The sequence below is a fragment of the Exiguobacterium sp. HVEsp1 genome (genome assembly GCF_002009685.1).
GTDB lineage: Bacteria > Bacillota > Bacilli > Exiguobacteriales > Exiguobacteriaceae > Exiguobacterium > Exiguobacterium profundum.
The window spans coordinates 59,227-77,143 of the sequence record NZ_KV917367.1; the positions used below are offsets into that span (position 1 = coordinate 59,227).

Below are 17,917 nucleotides of genomic sequence, written 5' to 3' on the forward strand. Positions count from 1 at the left end.
AGCTTCTAGCAACTCAGTCAGTAGTCGTTGATCATAATCATCTCTTAACGACTTACGAAACCATTTCATAGCTCTCTTCTACCTTCCATCGCCCGAGATAGTGTCACTTCATCCGCATACTCCAAGTCTCCACCGACTGGTAGACCATGGGCGAGACGCGTCACGCGAATTCCCGTCGGTTTGAGTAGTCTCGATAAATACATCGAAGTCGCTTCCCCTTCAATGTTCGGGTTGGTCGCTAAAATCACTTCTTGAATCGACTCGTTCTCTTGTAAACGCGTCAGCAAACTTGAAACATTAATATCCTCTGGACCAATCCCTTCCATTGGACTAATGGCTCCATGAAGAACATGATACTTCCCTCTGTACTCCCGCATCTTCTCCATAGCAATCACGTCTCTTGAGTCTTGAACCACACAAACTACCGTTTCATCCCGATGTGAGTCTTTGCAGATTGCACACGGGTCAATATCCGTGATGTGGCCACACACGGTACAATACTTTATGTCACGCTTCGCACTCACAAGAGATTTCGCGAACGTCAACACATCATCTTCTTCCATATCTAATACATGGAATGCTAAACGTACCGCAGTTTTCGGTCCAATCCCAGGTAACTTCGTAAAACTCTCAATCAATCGTCCAATGGCTTCAGGGTATTGCAACTCGCATCGATCCTTTCTTCACTTAAAAGCCTGGGAGGTTCATCCCTTGTGTGAAACGTCCCATCTTATCATTCACAAGCTGATCCGCTTGTTTCATTGCATCATTGATTGCTGCTAAGACGAGATCTTGTAACATATCCACATCGTCCGGATCGACAACGTCTTCCGCAATAATGACATCTAAGACTTCTTTATGACCGCTGACGACAACTTTCACCATGCCGCCTCCCGCAGTTCCTTCAACCGATAACTCTTTTAATTCCTCTTGAGCTTTCGCCATATCTTTTTGCATCTTTTGCATCTGTTTCATCATGTTGTTCATGTTTCCCATTCCACGCATTCAGAGCGCCTCCCTTATGTTTCCTCGATTTCAACGACATCGCCAAAACGTTCCATCGCCTGTGCGACTAGCGGATCCTCGGTTTCCGGCTCTTCGACTTGTTCCGTTCGTTCTGCCTGTTTTTGAAGGATGAACTCATTTTTTAGTTCATTCCAATCCGTCTCAAGCACCGCCATGATTTCGCGACGAATCCCCGTCACTTCGAATAACGCCTGTTCAATCACATCGCGCGTACGACCATTCGAACTCACTTGCTCATAGTGCCATGTCATTCCATCTTTAAATTGTACCAGTAAGGTGTCACTTGCACAAAGGACAGCTTCACTTTCATAGAAGAGAGCGAAAATCGGACCGTCTTGTATCCGAATATTCGTCATGATATCTCCCCAGCTGTCGCGAATCGCATTCAAATGCTGCCGTTCGGCCCGTTGCAAGAGTTGGCGAATCCGTTCTTTCGGCACCCGGATTTGTGTCCGTTTCGGAGCAGACTTCGGCTTTTCTGCTTCTCCACCTGTCACGACAACACCATTCTTCTTCACTTCATTTAATTCACGGCTCAGTTCACGCACTTGATCTTGTAGTTGTGTCATTTGCTCACTGATCGTCCGACCTTGTTCCGCGATCCGGATGAATGTTAACTCCACCAACACTTTCGGATGGTTAGATAACCTCATCTGCTGTTGGCAATCATTGAGCTCTTCAATCACCTGGAACAATTCATCCGTCGAAGTCGCTTCGACGAACTGACGAAACTCTTCAGTCGGACGAGCACGTTCCAATAAGTCAGCTGCTTGTGGAGATGCTTTCAAGAGTAACGCATCCCGATGAACGAACACTAAATCTTCGATGAAACGTTTCAAGTCCTTCCCTTCACGTAACATCAATTCAAGCGTACTCAAAATGGCATTTAACTCTTTTCGCTGGAGACCATACGCCATGTCGAGCAACGTTTCATCCGTCACGGCACCCGTGACTTCTAACACCGCTTCTTCCGTCAACCGCCCATCACTGAATGCGAGCGCCTGATCAAGTAAGCTAAGGGCATCTCGCATCCCGCCATCGGCAGCACGTGCGATGAGTTTCAACGCTTCCGGGTCATAGTCATGGTCTTGGTCGTTTAAAATATAGGCCATCCGCGTTTGCAATTGACTCACTTCATGCCGTTTGACATCAAATCGCTGACAGCGGGAAATGATCGTGGCCGGAATTTTATGTGGTTCTGTCGTGGCCAAGATGAATATCGCATGTGCCGGTGGTTCCTCAAGCGTCTTTAACAACGCGTTGAATGCACCGGTCGATAACATATGCACTTCATCAATGATGTATACTTTGTAACGCCCTTGGGACGGCGGATATTTGACTTTGTCTCGAATCTCCCGAATTTCGTCAACCCCGTTGTTCGATGCGGCATCAATTTCAAACACGTCGGGACTCGTCCCTTCCGTGATGGCGATACACGTCGGACAGGTGTTACATGGTTCACGTGTCGGCGCGCTTTCACAGTTGATTGCCTTGGCAATGATTTTCGCCAAACTCGTCTTCCCTGTTCCACGCGGGCCAGAAAACAGGTACGCATGTGACATCCGCTCCTCTAACAGAGCGTTTTGAATCGTACGTGTGATATGGACTTGACCGACGACCTCTTGAAACGATTGAGGTCGATATACACGATATAACGCTTGATACGCCATGAGTTCGCCTCCTTCCTTACTGTTCTTCTCTATCTCATCATACAAAAAAATCTACAGCCCGGGGGCCATAGATTGAAGTTATAAAATAAATCTGCCGCGCACCGATTTCTGAAAGCACGTCAACATGCGTTACTCATGCAGTTTGCTCAGCCCAAGCACCCCTGCGGCACACGGTACGTCACCACTTAAGGCTGCTTCCTTCCGGACCTGACCTGGTTCATGGGTGACCGTTGCGCAGGACTCAGACGTCAACGCCACTTACATAAGGCAGACCACACCAGCGCACTCCCTCGAATCGGGATTCAGTCTCGCTACAGCGGATTGCGAGTGACAGGGCACCGCTACCTCCCCACCTAGCACGGCAAATGGGTAAATGAAATTAGGCACTACCTCGAGTGCTATTACATTATACTGTTTAATCGATTGGGTTGCAACCTCTCTGATTGAGTCGTTCTTGTTTCTTCCTTTCTCGAAGCGCTCGGAAGAAATCTGTTAGGAGCTGTCCACATTCTTCTGCTAAAACATTTTCTGTCACTTCGGCTTGGTGATTGAACCGCTCATCCTGCACCAAGTTCATCAACGTCCCACAACATCCACCTTTCGGGTCGTGGGCACCGAAAATGACACGTTTCACGCGAGACAACACGATTGCGCCCGCACACATCGGGCACGGTTCAAGGGTAACGTATAGTTCGCAGTCTTCTAATCGCCAATTCTCTAGTGTCTCATTGGCCGTTTCAATCGCAATCATCTCGGCATGTGCTGCCGCCAATCGATCCGTCTCACGACGATTGTGCCCGGTTGCGATCACCTGGTCTCCCTTCACGATCACACAACCAATCGGCACCTCGCCGATGGCTTCTGCTTTCTTTGCTTCTTCGATGGCCAATTGCATAAATCGTTCATCACGTTCCATCGATTCACCTCATTTCTTATTTAAAACTATGAAAAAAAATGAAAATCAAATCCCTCGCCATATCGCTCGTATTGTGTGCTAGAATGGAACTTGCACTTTGGATAATGGAGGATGACATCATATGTTTATAACGGTAGAAGGACCGATTGGTGTCGGGAAAACATCACTGGCCCATATCATCAGTCAGCATTTCTCGATGCAGATGCTGAATGAAATTGTAGAAGAGAACCCATTTCTCGGCAAGTTTTATGAAGATATCGAAGAATGGAGTTTCCAAACGGAAATGTTCTTCTTGTGCAATCGATTCAAGCAGTTGGATGATATTCACAAACACCACTTGAGTCAGCAACAATCCGTCGTTTCGGACTATCATATTTTCAAAAACTTGATTTTTGCTCACCGTTCGCTGAAACCGGCACACTTGAACAAGTACGAGCAGATTTATAAGATTTTGACACATGATATGCCGAAACCTGATGTCGTCATTTACTTACATGCCAGCATTGAGACATTAATGAAACGAGTCGCCTTGCGTGGACGTGAAGTGGAAGAGAATATGTCTCGTGATTACCTCGAACAACTTGCTCACGACTATGAGACGTTTGTTGAATCATATCGCGCGGCCCATCCAGAAGTGAAGATTCTCTCGTTCAGTGGGGATGAACTCGACTTTGTACACAATCCGGACGACTTGACTCATGTCCTAAAAACGATTGAGCGTGAATTAGAATTAACTAAAGGAGCCCAAATAAAATGAAGCTGATTGATAAATATAACATCCCGAACGATACGATCATTACAATCGGTGGAATGGTTGGGATCGGGAAATCAACGATCACCAATTCGTTAGCCGATGCATTGAATTTCCGAACGTCTCTCGAAAAAGTAGATACCAACCCTTACCTCGATAAATTCTATCATGATTTCGAACGTTGGAGCTTCCATCTTCAAATTTACTTCTTGGCAGAACGTTTTAAAGAACAGAAGAAAATCTTCCAATACGGTGGCGGCTTCATCCAAGATCGTTCAATCTATGAAGATACAGGCATCTTCGCCAAGATGCACTATGAAAAAGGGACGATGTCACCAACAGACTACGAAACGTATTCTAGTTTGTTCGAGGCAATGGTGTTGACACCGTTCTTCCCGCACCCGGATCTATTAATCTATCTCGAAGGTTCGTTCGAACAAGTACTCGAACGCATTCAGATGCGCGGTCGCGAGATGGAGCAGCAAACACCAATCGCTTATTGGGAAGAAATGTACGCCCGCTACACAGAATGGATCAACAACTTCAACCTGTGTCCGGTATTGCGTCTCTCGATTGAAGAGTACGACCTCATCAACGACCCTGATTCAGTTGAACTCATTCTTGAGAAAATCGAAAAGCAACTCACGATTGCGCGCGAAGCAAAAGTGAGATAATCAATAGAAGGATTGCGCCAACGACAGCGTGATCCTTCTTTTTTGTGCATAAAAAAATCCACAGCGCTTATGTCTGTGGATACAAAAAATGCATCTGCCTCTGCAGATGCCCGATTGAAAGCGGAGTTGGTGGGATTCGAACCCACGCGAGCCTTGCGACTCCTAACGGATTTCGAGTCCGTCCCCTTCAGCCGGACTTGGGTACAACTCCAGGCCTAAAAAAGTGTAAAAAAAAGAAAGTGGAGGAGGTGGTGGGATTCGAACCCACGCAGGCTGTTACACCCCTGACGGTTTTCAAGACCGTTCCCTTAAACCACTTGGGTACACCTCCAAAAGATATAAAATTGTGTGAGCCTCCAAAAAAGAAATGGAGGAGGTGGTGGGATTCGAACCCACGCAGGCTGTTACACCCCTGACGGTTTTCAAGACCGTTCCCTTAAACCACTTGGGTACACCTCCAAAGCTCATATGCAATTCGTGAGCAACAGTGTCGCTCGACATGATTTATAGTACCAACTGAAGAGACAGATGTCAAACCCTTTTGTGAAAAAACATTAAAAAAATTAAGCAGCCTCAAAATCGAGGCTGCTCAAGCGTTTAGTTCGGCATTTTAATCTTTTCTTTTCCACCCATGTAAGGACGAAGAACTTCTGGAATCACGACCGATCCATCCGCTTGTTGATAATTTTCAAGAATCGCTGCGACCGTTCGTCCGACCGCCAAACCTGAACCATTCAACGTATGCACAAACTCAGGTTTCGCATTGGCGTCACGACGGAAACGAATTCCCGCACGACGCGCTTGGAAATCTTCAAAGTTTGAGCAAGACGAGATTTCACGATATACCCCTTGTGCCGGCATCCATACTTCAATATCGTATTTTTTCGCGGCAGTGAATCCGAGATCTGCCGTACACATGCTGAGCACTTGATACGGAAGACCGAGACGTTTTAAGACTTCTTCGGCATGACCTGTCAACAACTCCAATTGCTCATAAGACTCTTCCGGTTTTACGAAGCGGACGAGCTCGACTTTATTGAATTGGTGCTGACGGATCAACCCACGCGTGTCACGTCCCGCTGACCCAGCTTCAGAACGGAAGTTTGCGCTATATGCTGTATACGCGATTGGAAGTTGTGTCTCCGGAAGAATTTCTTCACGATGCATGTTCGTGACCGGTACTTCAGCCGTCGGAACGAGGAAGTAGTTCGTATCCGCTACTTTAAATGCATCCTCTTCAAACTTAGGAAGCTGACCCGTTCCTGTCATTGAATCACGATTGACCATGTAAGGAGGTAACACTTCAGCGTACCCATGCTCATCTGAATGAAGGTCCATCATAAAGTTGATGAGGGCACGTTCTAGGCGAGCGCCTAATCCTTTATAGAAGACGAAGCGGCTACCCGTTACTTTTCCAGCGCGCTCGACATCGACGATTTGAAGGTCTTCCATCACGTCCCAATGTTGCTTGGGCTCGAAATCAAACTCGGGCTTTGTCCCGATTTCGCGAATCGTCACGTTGTCGTCTTCCGTTTCGCCGATTGGTGTTGATTCGTGCGGGATATTTGGGATGCTGAGTAAAATCAAGTTGAGTTCTGCCTCAACTTCGCGTAACTCTTCGTCCAACAGTTTGATTTCATCTCCGAGGCGACGTGTCTCTAAGATCGGGCCTTCGGCATCTTCTTTGTTCCGCTTCAATTCAGCGATTTGTTTTGTCGCTTCGTTGCGCTTCGCTTTCTTCACTTCCACTTCGTTGATCAAGTCACGACGTTTCTCCTCTAGTTGTGGGAAGCGGTCAAGTGCACTCAAGTCTTCCCCCCGGTGAGCTAACTTTTCTTTGATTCCTTCAAAATCCTGTCGCAAACGTTTAATGTCTAACATTGCTATTCCTCCTTTTTCATATAAAAAAGGTGGCACGTCCCTTTCCCGTAGGAAAGGGACGAACCACCTTGGATCCGCGTTGCCACCCTCGTTGCCCAAATGTTTGAGCCACTCGATGCACGTAACGTGTGCGAACGTGACTTGTTTCCAAGTCAATGCTCCGAGGCCGATTCGGTCACGTCATCTCACTAGTTTGCACCAACCACTAGCTCTCTGTCAGTAGACGTACGTAACGTACTTATTCTCATCATCGCATCTGTCATTGAATTAATCTTACTTTACAACATCTCAACTTGTTCGACAAGACTGATTTTTCCAAGTGCGAGTCGGATTTGATCGAGGAAATCCAAAAAAGCTCGCGTTATTCTCGTCAAGAACGAGGCGGTATCGACCGACTCCGCTGTAACAAGTGCCATCTTAGGAGGAGCCTCTCCCTCTAAATAGCGTACGTTCTCCGAAGAATCGATGGTGACCATGCCTGCCTGTGTGTCAGCCTTAATCGGAGCCTCTAAATCAAGCAGATCATATTCGGGCTCCGGTACGGGTCTTCCTTTTTCAACCAACACCTCAAAGTCGTTCGTCGTTCGGACCGCGACTTGCTCTTCCTCGCCTTGAGAGACCGTTGCCATCTTGGAGATTATCTCCCCCATCCGCAAGATTGGGGTCATGACGAAATCCGCATAAGCATAATCATGTAGCGCTTTCGTTGCTGCATAACGTTCCTCGTCCGATGTTGCACCGAGGACGACCGACAAAACGGTACGCCCATCCCGTGTGGATACGCCGATGAAACAATATCCCGCCTCATTCGTCGTGCCTGTCTTGAATCCGAGCATTCCCGGATAAGCGAGGTCACGATTAGCGAGCATGCGATTCGTCGCATCAAATCGAACACCGTCGACGTCCACGTATGCCCGCTTCGTCACGTCGAGCACTTCCGGATACGTCGTCAAATACGCGATCGCGAGCTTCATCAAATCCTTGGCAGACGTCAAATTATCTCCCGGTAGGCCAGCGGATTCAGAATCGAGTCCTGAGGCGTTCGCGAACGTCGTCTGCGTCATCCCGAGTTCATCAGCCCGGCGATTCATCTCTTTGACGAATGCCTCTTCCGAACCGGATACGGCCTCCCCGAGCGTTACGGCCGCTTCATTCGCTGAACGAATCAACGCGGCATCGTATAATTCTTTGACGGTATATGGTTTATTTAACAGCGGGATTCGTGCCAACCCCGGCTTTCTCGTCAACGCCAAAGCAGCATCGCTCGGTGTGATTTCTTGTGTCCAACTGAGTTTCCCTGCCTGAATCGCCTCACGCGTCAAAAATGCAGTCATCAGCTTCGTGATTGAAGCCGGCTGAAGCATCGAATCTTCTTGTTTGGCAAATAGAACTTGTCCTGTCGTCACGTCTACAAGCATCGCGCTTGCTGCATCCACTTTCGGAGCGGCCGCAGAGGCAGCCGATGGCAAGATGGTCTGCATGACGAATACGACTGTGAGCAATATGATGAAATAACGAGCCTTCACATCGTTTCCCCTTTCTGTACGCTTCTTTGTTCAGTGTAACAAAAAATAAGTTTGAAGGACCCCCTTTTTGCGAGGTCCTTCAAACTTATACATGTTGACTCTGATTCGCTTTGACCATCTCGATAAAATAGCGATGTAACGAGAGGTCATCCGTCAATTCGGGGTGGAACGAGCAAGCAAGATACTGATTGTAACGGACCGCCACAATCGCTTCCTCGACTTCAGCGAGCACATCTACTTCTGGTTCAACGCGCGCAACTTGTGGGGCACGAATGAAGACCGCTTCGACTGGCTCATCGATTCCTTTCACTGGAAGGTCGACTTCAAAACTGTCGACCTGACGTCCGAACGCATTGCGTTTCACTGTCATCGGGATTTTCTTCAAGTGGGCGTCATACCCTTCGACTTTGTTCGCGAGAAGAATCATGCCGGCACATGTGCCGAACATCGGTAACGTTTCCATCTCTCGAAGTGGTTCGAGCAGACCGTAACGGTCGAGTAATCGCCGCATCGCCGTACTCTCCCCCCCTGGTAACACGAGTCCGTCAATCGCTTGCAAGTCTTCTAGCGAGCGGACTACAACGGTTTGGGCACCGAGCGCTTCCAGCATGCGAACATGCTCCCGAATTGCGCCTTGCATCCCTAATACGCCAATCGTCACCATCTTACCAGCCTCGTGGTGCCATGAGTTCTTCTTCTTTGAGTGTGCGGACATCGAGTCCTTTCATCGCCTCACCCAATCCTTTTGACAAGTGTGCGATTCGCTCATAGTCATCGTGATACGTTGTTGCTTCTACAATGGCACGTGCAAATTTTTCTGGGTTCTCTGCTTTGAAAATACCAGATCCGACAAAGACTCCATCTGCCCCGAGGTGCATCATCAAGGCAGCATCCGCTGGTGTCGCGATTCCACCTGCTGCGAAGTTTACGACCGGCAGACGGCCCGCTTCACGGATTTGCATCAATACTTCAAACGGTGCACCGAGGTCGCGCGCCTCTGTCATGACCTCATCTACGCTCATCGACAAGAGACGTTTCACTTGCGCTTGTACTGTACGCATATGACGAACCGCTTCGACGATGTTCCCTGTTCCCGGCTCCCCTTTTGTACGAATCATCGCTGCCCCTTCACCGATACGGCGGGCTGCTTCACCGAGGTCGCGTGCTCCACATACGAACGGCGCCGTATAGTCGCGCTTGTACAAGTGGAACTCTTCGTCGGCTGGTGTCAACACTTCACTCTCGTCAATGAAGTCGACCCCCATCGACTCGAGGACACGTGCTTCAGCGATATGCCCGATCCGGCATTTTGCCATAACCGGCACAGATACTGCCCCCATGACGTCTTCGATGATTGTCGGGTCAGTCATACGGGCAACGCCACCCATTTTACGGATATCTGATGGTACACGTTCGAGCGCCATGACAGCCACAGCACCGGCAGCTTCAGCAATCTTCGCCTGTTCAGCATTGATGACGTCCATGATGACGCCACCTTTTTGCATTTCAGCCATCCCACGTTTTACTTTATCTGTCCCTACTTGTCTCTTTTCCATTGAAATCCCTCCATTGATTCGTGTTCTACTTGCTAGTATAAGTTGAATTGACTATATTAAAAGTGTCAGTTTCTCATTTTTTAAAGTGGTCAGTTTTAAATAAAGGACTCTATTTCATCTATCACGAACCTGTTGAAGTATTAAGGAGGAATACGTATGTTAAACCGCGATTCGTTTGATGGGGGTCATCGTGCCTCATTCGGGACACCCGGGATTGTCTCTTTCATCATTATTCTTGGGTTTATACTCTACTTCTTTTTTGGTTCGTAAAGAAAGGAACGTCACACCATGGATATGCTTACCTTATCGCTTGATCAAGAATCGTCCATCCCGCTTTACGAGCAATTGTATAAGCACATTCGGGATGCCATCCTCGACGATACGTTAAAGACAGGAACCAAATTACCTTCAAAGCGTAAGCTCTCTCAATTTTTAGATGTCTCGCAGACCACGGTCGAGTTCGCGTATGCCCAGTTACTCGCCGAAGGATACATCGAGTCCATTCCTCGAAAAGGATTTTATGTGTTACCTCAAGAGGAACTGTACGTCCGGCGCTCGAGTAGTACCATCACACCAGCCCCTCAGCGAAAGACATATGATTATGATGTTTCCCCGAGTCAAATCGACACGACTGCCTTCCCGTTTGAACGATGGAAGCGACACATCAAACATGTCGTCGATGACGTGAATCATGAATTACTTGCGTTAGGTTCTGTTCAAGGAGATCTAGAATTACGCCAAGAAATCGCCACATATCTTTATCACTCCCGTGGCGTACAGTGCTCACCAGAACAGATCATCGTCGGGTCCGGTACGGAACAGCTGTTGCCACAACTCTTGAATCTATTACCGGACTCGTCTATCTTCGGGATCGAAGACCCTGGTTATCCGCTCACGCGATTGTTGTTCGAACAACAAGGACGCACATCGATTCCTATTCCCGTAGACGATAGTGGTGTTTGTGTGAATGAGCTCGAGCGTCATGCAATCGATGCACTATATGTCACACCTGCTCATCAATTTCCGACAGGGACCGTCCTGTCTGTCAGTCGAAGGCAACGTTTGTTAAATTGGGCACTCGTCCATCAGACGTATATCATCGAAGACGATTACGACAGCGAGTTTCGCTATAGCGGCAAGCCGATTCCGTCACTGCAGAGCATGGACCCGAACGAACGGGTTATCTATATCAGTACGTTTTCAAAATCTCTCATGCCATCCTTACGCATCGGCTATATGGTCTTACCGACACCCTTGTTAAACCGTTACCGGGAACGACACCAGTATTTCACCTGTAGCGTTCCCCGGTTCGAACAACAGACGTTGGCCTTATTTATGTCGAGCGGTGACTTTGAGAAGCATTTGAACCGGATGCGAAAAATATACCGTCGTAAGTTAGAAAGTGTCCTCGCAGCCTTCCGACCATTCGAACCGACCGTCACCGTGACCGGAGCAAGTGCCGGATTGCACGTCGTGTTGACCATCGCGACCGAGCGAACAGAACAAGAATTGAAGCGGTCCGCCGAATCCGCCGGAATCGCCATTAAATCCATGAACGACTATCGCATCGTGCATCCGGACTCCCACAAGCAATTTCTATTCGGGTTTGCGCATTTGCCGGAGTCGACTTTACCTGACGTGATCGTTCAGTTGATGCTTGCGTGGGAAGTTTCAAAAGGAGGGAAGTCATGAATCGACGTATCCGGTGGCTCATCGGACTTTTACTCATTGGGAGCGGCATCCTCTTTTTGACGAGTCCGATTTGGAAAAATGCCATTGCCAGTTCGACGAGTGAATACGTGGTGGAACAGATGAAATTTCAAGAAGAGAGCGAATTTGATCCAAGTTATGATTTCAAAGCCGTCAGTCCACTCTCTGTATCGGACGTCCTACAAGCGCGCAATCGGTTTCATAATTTGCCGACAATCGGCGTGATTTCAATTCCCGATGTCTCACTGAAACTTCCCATCATGAAAGGATTGGACAATGAAAGTCTCGCGGTAGGCGCCGGAACGATGCATCCTGAACAAGAGATGGGCAAAGGGAACTATGCGCTCGCCGGCCACTATTTACAACGAGCGACCGCTCTATTCGGACCGCTCCATGAAATCGAGGTCGGTGCGACGATCTACCTTCAGGATGAAGTGCAAACGTACGAGTACGTAGTCACTTCGCTTGAAACCGTCTCTCCTGAACGAGTCGATGTATTAGATGACACCTCAACCCCAACCATCACGTTAATCACGTGTACGTTCGATACGACAGAGCGCCTGATTGTAAAAGGAAAGCTCGTCGCTCCATCCTCTTGACCGTTTCTCCTTTCAAAATAGGAGAGGCGGTTTATTATTTTTGCAAAAACATATTGTGAGCGCTTTCAAATTCCGCTAAACTATTTTTGAAAACGTTTGCATAAAAGTGTGCAAATATATTTGACAGGAAGAGGTGCCTCATGAAAAAAACAACCGCTCGTCAGGCTTCGACGCTGATCCTTTCCGGAGCATTACTCATTCAAGCCGGTGTCCCGATGAACGCATTGGCCGAACCGACTACGATGACGATTGATGGATCGAAAACAGACTGGACTTCAACCCCAGCCCTTGCGACTTCCCCGGCTACGGGTTGGCAAGGATTTGATGTCGGTGATTTATACATACAAAACGATGCTCAACATCTTTATTTTTACGTAGATGCGAACAATGTCCCGAATTGGGGCGACAACGGACAATACATTAACATCGCCCTTCAAATTAACGATGAAGATTCTGGCGTCTCTGAAAATCCCCTCGGATACCCATTCGACTTTACAGGCGTCGACAAGGCACCTCAATATCATGTTCTCGTTCGTGTCGATGGCGATCAAAAAGTCAAAGAGGCCGCCCTTTATAAGGCCGGACAGGATACCCCACTCTTACAATTGAACCAATTGAACGGTGCGGCTTTCGCAGTAGACCGGACGAAAGGATTCGAAGGAAAGATTCCATTATCCTTACTCGGGCTAAACAATGGAGACCAAGTTCGTGCCTTGACTGTATTGAGCGGCAATAATGCAGGAGAGCATGGTGCGTTCGATACGATTCCAAGTAACGCGGCCAACCAACTGGCGAACAGCTGGAACGTCGCTGCTACTCCGTCGACGCAATCCGTATATAGTGCCCCGTTCACGTTAAATGGGGTGGAGACGATTGATCAGCTTGAGGTCGTTTCGGTGACCCCGGCTTCATCCTCGATCGACGTGGATGTGTCTACCCCAATCACATGGACGTTCAACGAACCTGTCCGTCTCGATACTGAAGCAGCCACGCTTCAACAAGGAGAGACAAAAATCCCGGTCGACGTGACAACGAACGGTTCGACCGTGACGCTTCAGCCGAAAGAGGCACTCGCACTCGACACGTCATATACGGCGACCATCCCAGCGGATGCGGTGACAGGGATGATTTCCAACACGTCACTCCCTGCCTTGACGACTTCGTTCAAAACGGCAACCAAGCTCGCCGATCCATGGGAAACGACTCGTTATATCGAGATGAAGTATGTCCGCGCGGATGGAGATTATACGGATTGGAACTTGTGGACGTGGAGCACCGGTAAAAAAGACGGCCAAGTTGACCCGTATCGCATCACGGAGGACGAGGCCATCTTCCGAATTCCCGTTGGCCAAGACGCCACCAAAGTCGGATTTGTGATCCGAAAAGGAACGGATTGGGCTGTGAAGGACGCATACGGAGAAGACAGATACGTCACGCTCGGAGAAGACCGTGTCACGAAGGTCCTCGTCGAAAGCGGCAAAGGTGTGTTCCATCAAGTTCCGACAGTCAACGGACCAGTGTACGGTACAGACGGGATCAGTTTCTTCTACCGCGATGTAGCACTCTATGAATCCGGAAAAATGAATGAAATCGAACAGGTCGCACTCAAAATCAATGATGAAAGTTATCCAATGACGTATGAGCCTGAAAACGAATGGTTCCGCCACACAGTGCGTTTGCCTGAAGGCGTTCATGATTACACGTACCTCGTCACAAAAGACGGGGTGACGACTGAAGTGAAGGATCCGTACTTTGAGGCTTCTCAAATCGAGTATCGCCAACCGACCGTCAAACTCACTTCTTCAGTCAGTCCAAAAGCAATTAGCTCCAGAGAAAATGCCGTCCTACGGGTAAAACCAACCTTACCGAAGGGAGTGACGCTTCGTGAACTCTATATCGATGCACGACCTCTCGGAGGACCCGCTAAGTTGCACATCGACCGTGCATTGAATGCTCAAACCATTGCGGTGAAAGATACGATCAAACCAGGAAACAAGACGCTCTCTGTCACAGCCGTCGACCAGTATGGAAATGTCCATCGCTCGAAGACCACCATCCGTGTCGTTCCGAAATCGATGAAAGAGAAACAAGCATTTGATTGGGATGAGGCACGAATCTACTTCATGCTAACCGACCGCTTCTATAACGGGGACGTGTCCAATGATAATCCGAACCGTGAGTACTATGATAAAGACCATCTGGAATCGTACCATGGTGGAGACTTTGCGGGTGTCACAAAAAAACTCGATTATTTAGACGACTTAGGCATCAATACAATCTGGATTACACCGATTGTGGATAACATCGATTGGGATTTGCGTTATGGGAAAGATGGGTCTCAATATGGCTATCACGGATATTGGGCGAAAAACTTTGAAAAACTTGATGAACACCTTGGAGATATGGCCGCATTCCATAAATTGATTGACGAGGCGCATAAGCGTGGCATCAAAATTATGGTCGATGTCGTCTTGAACCATCCAGGCTACGGCATGGAACCAGGTGCAAGTTCAGCCGTCACGAATTTCCCGACGGATGCAGAACGACAAGTATTCGATGGCATGATTCGCGAGAATCCGGTCGATGGGGACGACCTCAGAATGTCCTTATCTGGTCTTCCTGATTTCAAGACCGAGGAAGCGGCCGTGCGGGAGCAATTGGTCAAATGGCAGACGGATTGGATCAAACGTTCGAAAACGAAAAAAGGAAATACGATCGACTATTTCCGTGTCGATACGGTCAAACATGTAGATTCAACGACGTGGAAATCATTCAAAAATGAGCTGACAACAATCAAGCCGGATTTCAAACTCATCGGCGAACACTATGGTGCCAGCATCAACAACACAGGCGGCTATTTGAGAAGTGGTCAAATGGATTCCTTGCTCGACTTCGATTTTAAATACCAGGCCGAGCGATTCGTAAACGGCAACATTGAAGATGTAGAAAAAGCGCTTCAATACCGGAATAACCAATTATCGAATGAAGCAACACTTGGACAATTCTTAAGTAGCCATGACGAAGATGGATTCCTCGTCTCGCGTGCAGGTGGAGACACAGGCAAGCAAATGGTCGCTGCTGCCCTTCAGATTACGGCCAAAGGTCAACCGGTCATCTATTACGGAGAAGAGGTCGGACAATCTGGTAAACATGCAGGGGATATGGACAAAGGTGAATTTAACGAGAACCGCTATGACTTCGACTGGTCACGTGTCAAAGGGGAAGGGAAAGCGATGCATACGCATTACCAGAAACTATTGAATATCCGTGCAGACTATTCTCACGTATTCAGTAAAGGAACGCGTTCATCCGTCGCTGTGAATGCTACTTCTGGTTATTCGATCTTTGAGCGGGCCTACGGCAAACAGTCTGTTCTTGTCGGATTGAACACGAAAGAGAAAGCACAAACCGTTTCATTTAAGACGTCGTACAAGGCGAAGACCGTTTTGATTGACCGCTATAGCGGCAAGTCATACACGGTTCAAAAAGACGGGAAGGTGACCGTCTCACTTCCTGCACAAGATCAAGGAGGAACTGTCATTTTAGTCGAGAAACGCAAATAAAGAACCGCCATCCTGAGTGAACAGGATGGCGGCTTTTTCATTAACGTGAATAGTTTGGTGCTTCTTTTGTAATGTTGACATCGTGTGGGTGGCTCTCTTGGAGTCCAGCACCTGTCATACGAATGAACTGTGTATCTTCACGAAGGGCACGAATGTCGGCAGCGCCGCAATACCCCATACCTGAACGAAGACCACCGATCAATTGATAGACCGTGTCAGCCAGTTCACCGCGATACGCGACGCGACCTTCGATACCTTCAGGAACGAATTTTTTGTCTGCTTCTTGGAAGTAACGATCTTGGCTTCCGCGTTTCATCGATGCTTCTGATCCCATACCACGGTATGTCTTGAATTGACGACCTTGATAGATTTCCATTTCACCTGGGCTCTCTTTCACACCCGCAAGCAAGCTTCCGAGCATGACTGCGTTGGCTCCTGCGGCAATCGCTTTGACGATATCACCAGAGTACTTGATTCCACCGTCAGCGATGACTGAGACACCGTGCTCTTTCGCTTCTGTCACACAGTCATAAACTGCTGTGATTTGCGGAACACCGACACCTGCGACGACACGTGTCGTACAGATCGAGCCTGGTCCAATCCCAACTTTAATGACGGATGCTCCTGCTTCAATCAATGCACGTGTCGCTTCTGCTGTCGCCACGTTCCCTGCGATAATTGGAAGGGACGGGAACATATCACGTAATTCACGCACTTTTTCAAGTACGCCAGCTGAGTGACCGTGTGCCGTATCGATGACTAGTGCATCCACACCTGCTTCAACCAACACTTGAGCACGTGAGGCCGCGTCTTTCGTCACACCGACTGCAGCTGCGACAAGAAGACGACCTTGCTTATCTTTTGCTGCGTTCGGGAACTGTTCGACCTTCTCGATGTCTTTCGTCGTAATGAGACCTTTCAATACACCGTTCTCATCGACAAGTGGAAGTTTCTCGATGCGATGTTGATGAAGGATACGCTCGGCTTCTTCAAGTGATGTACCGACTTTTGCTGTGATGAGGTTCTCTGTCGTCATGACATCTTTGATTACCGTCGAATAGTCTTTGATGAAGCGAAGATCACGATTCGTTAAAATACCGATCAATTGACGCTCTTCTTCTGAGTTGACGATTGGAACGCCCGAAATACGGTATTTACTCATCAAGTATTCTGCATCATATACTTGACGGTCTGGAGTTAAATAGAACGGGTTTGTGATGACACCATTTTCTGAGCGCTTTACGCGATCGACGTGCTCAGCCTGCATTTCCATCGACATGTTCTTGTGAATGACACCTAAACCACCTTGACGGGCCATAGCGATCGCCATTGGGGCTTCAGTGACAGTATCCATACCGGCACTGATGATTGGAATATTTAATTCGAGTCCTTCACAGAGCTTCGTGCTTAAATCAACGTCACGTGGTAAAACATTTGAAAACCGTGGTACGAGTAATACATCATCAAATGTTAAACCTTCTTTTGCAAACTTATTTTCCCACATAAAAATTGATGGCCCCTTTCTCGTTCTACCTACATCTTTGTTTCGAAATATTTCTGTAATGGTAACAGGTATAACGCAAAAGTGCAATTCAATTCCCGATGTTCAGAAAGTTCAGAATTGTGTTCATTGGCTTAAATTATATGCAAATTGTTCGGAATTTCATTGTATGGATCAGTAGATCTTGGAGTTCGGTTTCATTATGAACGTAAAAAAACGACCGAGCGTATGCTCAGTCGTCCTGCGTTGTTGCCTGGCAACGTCCTATCCTCACAGGGGGAGATCCCCCAACTACTTTCGGCGCTGAGACACTTAACTTCCGTGTTCGGCATGGGAACGGGTGTGGCCGTCTCGCTATCGCCACCAGACTCTACAGGGCTTGTTCCCTGAAAACTGAGGATTCATCAACACAAACCATAGACTAGATCAAAGCCTCGACCGATTAGTATCATTCAGCTCCACGTGTCACCACGCTTCCACCCATGACCTGTCTACCTCATCGTCTCTGAGGGGTCTTTCTTGATTGCTCAAAGGGAAATCTCAT

General features: G+C 48.0%; 15 protein-coding genes, 3 tRNA genes, 1 rRNA gene, 1 other RNA gene and 1 other annotated feature (1 of these 21 cut by a window edge). Of the genes, 5 read left to right on the plus strand and 15 right to left on the minus strand.

The window, feature by feature from the left end; genetic code table 11:
* The 6 genes from BV910_RS00315 to tadA form a co-directional block, all read right to left on the minus strand.
* Positions 1-69, minus strand: partial view of a YaaL family protein gene (locus tag BV910_RS00315; RefSeq protein ID WP_012727752.1) — the start only. 156 nt of this gene lie to the left of the window's left edge; only the first 69 of its 225 coding nucleotides appear in the window; it begins with the start codon at positions 67-69; its stop codon lies beyond the left edge, outside the window.
* The gene (recR, locus tag BV910_RS00320; RefSeq protein ID WP_012727753.1) at positions 66-665 is read right to left on the minus strand and encodes a recombination mediator RecR; all 600 of its coding nucleotides are present in this window, start codon (positions 663-665) and stop codon (positions 66-68) included. The genes BV910_RS00315 and recR overlap by 4 nt, the downstream gene beginning before the upstream one ends.
* Positions 666-687: 22 nt before the next feature.
* Positions 688-1,005: a YbaB/EbfC family nucleoid-associated protein gene (locus BV910_RS00325; protein WP_012727754.1), complete on the minus strand. Its 318-nt coding sequence runs from the start codon at positions 1,003-1,005 to the stop codon at positions 688-690.
* 14 nt (positions 1,006-1,019) lie between these two features.
* Positions 1,020-2,696 carry a DNA polymerase III subunit gamma/tau gene (gene dnaX / locus BV910_RS00330; protein WP_078145940.1) on the minus strand — a complete coding sequence of 559 codons (1,677 nt, stop codon included), beginning with the start codon at positions 2,694-2,696 and terminating at the stop codon, positions 1,020-1,022.
* Between the two features lie 94 nt (positions 2,697-2,790).
* An RNA gene (gene ffs, locus BV910_RS00335) (signal recognition particle sRNA large type) lies at positions 2,791-3,058 on the minus strand.
* Positions 3,059-3,111: 53 nt separating this feature from the next.
* The gene (gene tadA / locus BV910_RS00340) at positions 3,112-3,612 is read right to left on the minus strand and encodes a tRNA adenosine(34) deaminase TadA (protein ID WP_078145941.1); all 501 of its coding nucleotides are present in this window, start codon (positions 3,610-3,612) and stop codon (positions 3,112-3,114) included.
* Positions 3,613-3,733: 121 nt separating this feature from the next.
* On the opposite strand from tadA, the gene BV910_RS00345 reads away from it, so the two are divergent.
* Positions 3,734-4,369, plus strand: a complete 636-nt coding sequence (locus BV910_RS00345) for a deoxynucleoside kinase (RefSeq protein WP_012727757.1) — start codon at positions 3,734-3,736, stop codon at positions 4,367-4,369.
* Positions 4,366-5,037: a deoxynucleoside kinase gene (locus BV910_RS00350; protein WP_012727758.1), complete on the plus strand. Its 672-nt coding sequence runs from the start codon at positions 4,366-4,368 to the stop codon at positions 5,035-5,037. The genes BV910_RS00345 and BV910_RS00350 overlap by 4 nt, the downstream gene beginning before the upstream one ends.
* A 121-nt stretch (positions 5,038-5,158) precedes the next feature.
* Here BV910_RS00350 and BV910_RS00355 read toward each other — a convergent pair.
* The 7 genes from BV910_RS00355 to pdxS all read right to left on the minus strand — a co-directional run bounded on the left by BV910_RS00355 (position 5,159) and on the right by pdxS (position 10,000).
* Positions 5,159-5,248, minus strand: a tRNA-Ser gene (locus tag BV910_RS00355).
* Positions 5,249-5,277: 29 nt separating this feature from the next.
* A tRNA-Ser gene (locus BV910_RS00360) sits at positions 5,278-5,368 on the minus strand.
* A 37-nt stretch (positions 5,369-5,405) separates the two neighbouring features.
* Positions 5,406-5,496: transfer RNA gene (locus tag BV910_RS00365), tRNA-Ser, on the minus strand.
* Between the two features lie 138 nt (positions 5,497-5,634).
* Positions 5,635-6,918, minus strand: a complete 1,284-nt coding sequence (gene serS, locus BV910_RS00370; protein ID WP_078145942.1) for a serine--tRNA ligase — start codon at positions 6,916-6,918, stop codon at positions 5,635-5,637.
* Between the two features lie 51 nt (positions 6,919-6,969).
* Positions 6,970-7,178: a binding site (T-box leader), on the minus strand.
* An 18-nt stretch (positions 7,179-7,196) separates the two neighbouring features.
* Positions 7,197-8,444, minus strand: coding sequence for a D-alanyl-D-alanine carboxypeptidase family protein (locus BV910_RS00375; RefSeq protein ID WP_078145943.1), 1,248 nt, complete (start codon positions 8,442-8,444; stop codon positions 7,197-7,199).
* Between the two features lie 85 nt (positions 8,445-8,529).
* On the minus strand, positions 8,530-9,108 hold the full coding sequence (pdxT, locus tag BV910_RS00380; protein WP_078145944.1) for a pyridoxal 5'-phosphate synthase glutaminase subunit PdxT: 579 nt from the start codon (positions 9,106-9,108) through the stop codon (positions 8,530-8,532).
* A 1-nt stretch (position 9,109) separates the two neighbouring features.
* Positions 9,110-10,000 (minus strand): pyridoxal 5'-phosphate synthase lyase subunit PdxS, encoded by an 891-nt coding sequence (pdxS, locus tag BV910_RS00385; RefSeq protein ID WP_078145945.1) that lies wholly within the window; start codon positions 9,998-10,000, stop codon positions 9,110-9,112.
* Positions 10,001-10,288: 288 nt separating this feature from the next.
* Here pdxS and pdxR point away from each other — a divergent pair, with 288 nt between their 5' ends.
* The 3 genes from pdxR (at position 10,289) to BV910_RS00400 (ending at position 15,872) form a co-directional block, all read left to right on the plus strand.
* Positions 10,289-11,692, plus strand: coding sequence for a MocR-like pyridoxine biosynthesis transcription factor PdxR (gene pdxR / locus BV910_RS00390; protein ID WP_078145946.1), 1,404 nt, complete (start codon positions 10,289-10,291; stop codon positions 11,690-11,692).
* On the plus strand, positions 11,689-12,309 hold the full coding sequence (locus tag BV910_RS00395; RefSeq protein ID WP_078145947.1) for a class A sortase: 621 nt from the start codon (positions 11,689-11,691) through the stop codon (positions 12,307-12,309). The genes pdxR and BV910_RS00395 overlap by 4 nt, the downstream gene beginning before the upstream one ends.
* A 140-nt stretch (positions 12,310-12,449) precedes the next feature.
* The gene (locus BV910_RS00400) at positions 12,450-15,872 is read left to right on the plus strand and encodes an alpha-amylase family glycosyl hydrolase (protein ID WP_078145948.1); all 3,423 of its coding nucleotides are present in this window, start codon (positions 12,450-12,452) and stop codon (positions 15,870-15,872) included.
* Between the two features lie 40 nt (positions 15,873-15,912).
* On the opposite strand, the gene guaB is transcribed toward BV910_RS00400, so the two are convergent.
* Together guaB and rrf are read right to left on the minus strand one after the other, a co-directional pair.
* Positions 15,913-17,376 (minus strand): IMP dehydrogenase, encoded by a 1,464-nt coding sequence (gene guaB, locus BV910_RS00405; protein WP_078145949.1) that lies wholly within the window; start codon positions 17,374-17,376, stop codon positions 15,913-15,915.
* Positions 17,377-17,624: 248 nt separating this feature from the next.
* Positions 17,625-17,741 (minus strand): 5S ribosomal RNA (gene rrf / locus BV910_RS00410).
* Positions 17,742-17,917: the final 176 nt, after the last annotated feature.

What these genes read in the sequence shown, in the direction of transcription:
- BV910_RS00325 (WP_012727754.1), bottom strand. Translation starts at nt 1,005, where the DNA reads ATGCGTGGAATGGGAAACATGAACAACATGATGAAACAGATGCAAAAG.
- dnaX (WP_078145940.1), bottom strand. Translation starts at nt 2,696, where the DNA reads ATGGCGTATCAAGCGTTATATCGTGTATATCGACCTCAATCGTTTCAA.
- tadA (WP_078145941.1), bottom strand. Translation starts at nt 3,612, where the DNA reads ATGGAACGTGATGAACGATTTATGCAATTGGCCATCGAAGAAGCAAAG.
- BV910_RS00345 (WP_012727757.1), top strand. Translation starts at nt 3,734, where the DNA reads ATGTTTATAACGGTAGAAGGACCGATTGGTGTCGGGAAAACATCACTG.
- BV910_RS00350 (WP_012727758.1), top strand. Translation starts at nt 4,366, where the DNA reads ATGAAGCTGATTGATAAATATAACATCCCGAACGATACGATCATTACA.
- serS (WP_078145942.1), bottom strand. Translation starts at nt 6,918, where the DNA reads ATGTTAGACATTAAACGTTTGCGACAGGATTTTGAAGGAATCAAAGAA.
- pdxT (WP_078145944.1), bottom strand. Translation starts at nt 9,108, where the DNA reads ATGGTGACGATTGGCGTATTAGGGATGCAAGGCGCAATTCGGGAGCAT.
- pdxS (WP_078145945.1), bottom strand. Translation starts at nt 10,000, where the DNA reads ATGGAAAAGAGACAAGTAGGGACAGATAAAGTAAAACGTGGGATGGCT.
- pdxR (WP_078145946.1), top strand. Translation starts at nt 10,289, where the DNA reads ATGGATATGCTTACCTTATCGCTTGATCAAGAATCGTCCATCCCGCTT.
- BV910_RS00395 (WP_078145947.1), top strand. Translation starts at nt 11,689, where the DNA reads ATGAATCGACGTATCCGGTGGCTCATCGGACTTTTACTCATTGGGAGC.
- BV910_RS00400 (WP_078145948.1), top strand. Translation starts at nt 12,450, where the DNA reads ATGAAAAAAACAACCGCTCGTCAGGCTTCGACGCTGATCCTTTCCGGA.
- guaB (WP_078145949.1), bottom strand. Translation starts at nt 17,376, where the DNA reads ATGTGGGAAAATAAGTTTGCAAAAGAAGGTTTAACATTTGATGATGTA.